Source organism: Gryllotalpicola sp. CP2-P1 (genome assembly GCF_057512245.1).
In genome coordinates, this window is sequence record NZ_JBLRDT010000200.1 from 1 (window position 1) to 4,642 (window position 4,642).

Annotated in this window: 4 protein-coding genes; 1 reads left to right on the forward strand and 3 read right to left on the reverse strand. The window is 69.3% G+C overall.

Translation table 11 applies throughout. The features are described 5' to 3' along the window. Positions 1–114 precede the first annotated feature (114 nt). Both ACM2XV_RS12630 and ACM2XV_RS12635 read right to left on the reverse strand, forming a co-directional pair. On the reverse strand, positions 115–729 hold the full coding sequence (locus ACM2XV_RS12630; protein WP_487027177.1) for a DUF2076 domain-containing protein: 615 nt from the start codon (positions 727–729) through the stop codon (positions 115–117). An 85-nt stretch (positions 730–814) separates the two neighbouring features. Further along, positions 815–3,013: an ATP-dependent Clp protease ATP-binding subunit gene (locus tag ACM2XV_RS12635; protein ID WP_344777132.1), complete on the reverse strand. Its 2,199-nt coding sequence runs from the start codon at positions 3,011–3,013 to the stop codon at positions 815–817. 185 nt (positions 3,014–3,198) lie between these two features. On the opposite strand from ACM2XV_RS12635, the gene ACM2XV_RS12640 reads away from it, so the two are divergent. Continuing rightward, positions 3,199–3,720, forward strand: a complete 522-nt coding sequence (locus ACM2XV_RS12640) for a hypothetical protein (RefSeq protein ID WP_487027178.1) — start codon at positions 3,199–3,201, stop codon at positions 3,718–3,720. 19 nt (positions 3,721–3,739) lie between these two features. On the opposite strand, the gene ACM2XV_RS12645 is transcribed toward ACM2XV_RS12640, so the two are convergent. Then, a complete protein-coding gene (locus ACM2XV_RS12645; protein WP_344777136.1) occupies positions 3,740–4,483 on the reverse strand; it encodes a ThuA domain-containing protein in 744 nt (247 codons plus the stop codon). Positions 4,484–4,642 lie beyond the last annotated feature (159 nt).

A 4,642-nucleotide genomic window follows, 5' to 3' on the forward strand; every position in this document is an offset into this window, starting at 1 on the left:
GCGCAGGGCTACGCGGCCGGCCGCTAGACCTGAGCTCCGGCCGCGCCAACTCGTTCCCGTTCCGGACGATTCCGCCCGCAGCGCGGGGCGCATCTGTCCGGAACGGGAACAGGTTCAGACGCCCCAGTCGCCGCCGCCGAAGTCGCCGCCGTCCCAGCTGGCCTGGTCGAAGTCGTTGTCGTCGAAGCCCTGGCCGGCGTCGGCCTGGCCCTGGTCGCCCTGGCCCTGATCGAAGCCGTTGTCGAAGCCCTGGTCATAGCCCTGCTCGAAGGCCTGGTCTTGGCCGCCGCCGAAGCCGCCGCCGCCGCCGAACAGGTTCGAGATTCCCTCGAAGAGGAACAGGCCGCCCGCGATTCCGACGGCGCTGGACGCCGCCTGCGCGAGGAAGCTCGAGCTGCCTCGCTGGGCGAACGGGGCCTGCTGCTGCGCGTACTGCGGGGGCGCGTACTGCGGCTGCTGGTACCCGCCGCCGAACAGCCCCGAGAACAACCCGCCGCCGCGGCTCTGCTGCTGACGCTGCTGCGCCTGCAGCTGCTGGATCTGCGCCTGGGCCTGCCGCAGCCCCTCCTGCTGAAGAAGGACCGCCTGCGTGAGCAGGTAGACCGCATCGGGCTGCGCCGCGATGCGCTGGGCGATCACCTGGGCCGCTTCCGGGTCCTTGGTGACCGGCTGTGCCTTGCTGATTTCCTGTGCGAGATCGTCGATGAGACGACGGTCGTTGGTGTCCATGCCTCATCCTCCCGAACAGGCGGATGCCGCCGACCCCGGTTCAGGGAGTCGGCGGCATCCGCTCAGTGCTCGTAAAGGTTCTGGCCTAGATCGTCTCGGCCTGCACGTCGAGGTCGAGCGGCGGCAGGCTCTCGCCGGCGCTCACCACGAGACCCTCGCCGTCGTCCGCCACGTCGACCCGGACCACGTCGCCGTCCTTGATCTCGCCCTTCAGCAGCGCGGTCGCGAGCTTGTCGTCGATCTCGTGCTGCATCAGGCGGCGCAGCGGGCGGGCGCCGTACACGGGGTCGTACCCGCGCTCAGCGAGCCAGGCGCGGGCATCCGGCGTCACCCCGACATCGAGTCGGCGCTCCTGCAGCCGCTTCTGCAGGCGGTCGACGTAGAGCGAGACGATCTCGCCGAGCTGCTCTGCGGTCAGCGCATCGAAGATGACGATGTCGTCGAGGCGGTTGATGAACTCGGGCTTGAACGCCTGGCGGACCATCTCGAGAACGGCGGCCCTCTTGTCGGCGGCCGACAGCGCGGCATCCGTCAAGAACTGCGAGCCCAGGTTCGACGTGAGCACCAGGATCGTGTTGCGGAAGTCGACGGTGCGGCCCTGGCCGTCGGTCAGACGGCCGTCGTCGAGCACCTGCAGCAGCACGTCGAACACCTCGGGGTGCGCCTTCTCGACCTCGTCGAGCAGGATCACCGAGTACGGGCGCCGCCGCACGGCCTCGGTCAGCTGGCCGCCCTGCTCGTAGCCGACGTAGCCCGGGGGAGCACCGACGAGCCGCGAGACCGAGAACTTCTCGCCGTACTCGCTCATGTCGATGCGGACCATGGCCTTCTCGTCGTCGAACAGGAACTCGGCGAGCGCCTTCGCGAGCTCGGTCTTGCCGACGCCGGTCGGGCCCAGGAAGAGGAACGAGCCGGTCGGCCGGTTCGGGTCGCTGATGCCCGAGCGCGAGCGGCGCACCGCGTCGGCCACGGCCGAGACCGCGGCCTGCTGGCCGATGAGCCGACGGTGCAGCTCGTGCTCGAGGTTGATGAGCTTCTCGGTCTCACCCTGGGTGAGCCGGTCGACGGGAATGCCGGTCCACTGGGCGACGACGGCCGCGATGTCCTCGTCGGTCACCTGCTCGTTGACCATGCGGGGGCCGGATGCCGCGCCCTCGCCGCTTTCCGCGGCGCCGAGCGCCTTCTCGATGCCCGGAATGGTCTCGTAGTTGAGCTTCGACGCCTTCTGATAGTCGCCCTCGCGCATCGCCCGATCGAGCTCGATGCGGGCCTCGTTGAGCTGGGTCTTGAGGTCGCCGACGGAGTGCAGCGACGCCTTCTCGGCGTCCCACCGGGCCTGCAGCTCGTCGAGCTGCGCCTGGCGCTCGCGCATGTCCTCGCGCAGCTTGGCGAGGCGCTCGCGGGATGCGTCGTCCTTCTCCTTCTTGAGGGCGAGCTCTTCGATCTTGAGCCGGTCGACGGCGCGCTTCAGCTCGTCGATCTCGACGGGGGAGGAGTCGATCTCCATCTTCAGGCGCGACGCCGCCTCGTCGATCAGGTCGATCGCCTTGTCGGGCAGCTGGCGGCTCGTGATGTAGCGGTTCGACAGCACGGCCGCGGCGACGAGCGCCGAGTCGGCGATCGCGACGCGGTGGTGCGCCTCGTAGCGCTCCTTCAGGCCGCGCAGGATCGCGATGGTGTCTTCCACCGTCGGCTCGCCGACGTACACCTGCTGGAAGCGGCGCTCGAGCGCGGCATCCTTCTCGATGTACTCGCGGTACTCGTTGAGCGTGGTCGCGCCGATCAGGCGCAGCTCGCCGCGCGCGAGCATCGGCTTCAGCATGTTCGCCGCGGCGACCGAGCCCTCGCCGCCGCCCGCGCCCATCAGCGTGTGCAGCTCGTCGATGAAGGTGATGATCTTGCCGTCGGACTCGTTGATCTCTTTGAGGACGGCCTTGAGCCGCTCCTCGAACTGGCCGCGGTACATCGCGCCGGCCACGAGGGCGGAGATGTCGAGCGCGACGAGCTCCTTGCCCTTCAGCGAGTCGGCGACGTCGCCCGCGACGATGCGCTGTGCGAGCCCCTCGACGACGGCGGTCTTGCCGACGCCGGGCTCGCCGATGAGCACGGGGTTGTTCTTGGTGCGCCGCGTCAGGACCTGGCTGATGCGCCGGATCTCGGAGTCACGCCCGATCACCGGGTCGAGCTTGCCCTGGCGCGCGATCTCGGTGAGGTTGATGCCGAACTGCTCGAGGGCGCTCTTCCCCTCGTCGGTCGTCGGCGGCACGCCCTGCATGTTGGCCATGTTGTGCGGTTCGTCCTTCTGGTCTGGGATTTCTGTGGTGACGGATGCCTCGCGGCGCCCGCCTCTCAAAGTTGAGTCTACTTGGCTCAACTTGACCTGACCAGTGGTTATTCCTACTCGACGGCGAGCACGAGCTTCCCGCGGGCAGCGCCCGACTCGCCGACGCGGAGTCGCATACTCTCCACATGCCCTTTGAGCGCGAATACCTCGAACTCGCGGCCGTCGCCGACGCCGCGGGCAGCGAGGCGCCGACCTGGGTGCTGACGACCGCCGCAGATCACAGCCTGCTGTTCCGCGTCGACGTCGAGGCGCCGTTCGCGGCGACGCTCACCATCGGCGAGAACGGCCTGTGGCTGCTGCGCATCGTGGCCGGCGACGAGGACGAGCGCACGATCAGGGTCGGGATGGCCGGGGACTACCAGGGCGTCTTGCGGAACGTCGGGCTCGCGCTGCTCGAGGTCGGCGAAGAGCTGAGCGCGATGGGCGAGCCCGGCGACTTCAAGTTCATCGCGGCGTCCCTCAACTTCGCGCTCGCGATCGACGAGAAGCCCGTGGTCGCCACGGCGGCCGAAGCGCTCGGCCGCCTGCTGCTCGCCGACGGCAGCGCGCAGGAGGGGGCCGAGCTTCTCGCCGAGTACGCGATCCCGGCCTTCCGGGCCATCGGGCAGGATCAGCGGGCCGCCGCGCTGCAGCGGCTCGTCGAGTGAGCCGCGCGCGTTCCGCAGCTCAGCCCGCGAACCACCCCGTCGCGTGGTAGTCGGCTGTCAGCTCGCGGGGCTCGTGTCGCGGCCGCGCCCAGCGCACGCCGTTCGCGAGCACCCGCTGAACGTCGGGGTGGTGATAGATCGGGAACGCCTGATCGCCGGGCGAGAAGTAGAACACGCGCCCGAGCCCCCGCCGATAGGTCACGCCCGACCGAAACACCTCGCCGCCCGCGAACGTCGACAGGAAGATCGTCTCGTCGGGGGTCGGAATGTCGAAGTACTCGCCGTACATCTCGTGCTCGGGAATCACGATCGGGCTCGGCACCCCCTCGGCGATCTCGTGCTCGGGCGCGATGGTCCACACCAGCTCGCGCTCGCCATCGTTGCGCCACTTGAGCGAGCAGGTGGTGCCCATGAGCCGCTTGAAGATCTTCGAGTAGTGGCCCGAGTGCAGCACGAGGATGCCCATGCCGGCGAGCACCCTGCGGTGCACCCGCTCGACGATCTCGTCGGCGACCTGCTCGTGGCCCATGTGGCCCCACCACAGCAGCACATCGGTCTCGGCGAGCACCTCGTCGGTGAGCCCGTGCTCGGGCTCCTGCAGCGTCGCGGTGCGCACGGCCACGGCGTCGCCCAGCTGGGCGCGCAGGCTGTCGGCGATGACCGTGTGGATGCCGGCGGGGTAGTGCTCGAGCACCTCGGCGTCGCCCGAGGTCTCGTGCAGGTTCTCGTTCCAGACGAGAACGCGGATGGGGGATTCGCTCATTCTGAAGTGGTCCTTTCGCAGATCTGCGTTGCTCAGGGCAGGCGCACGTCTTCGACGCGGCCGGATGCCGCCGACCGCGCCGCCGCCTCCATGAGCGCCAGGCTGCCGAGATTGGCCGTGCCGACTGTCTCGGGCGTGGTGCCGTTCACGATCGCATCG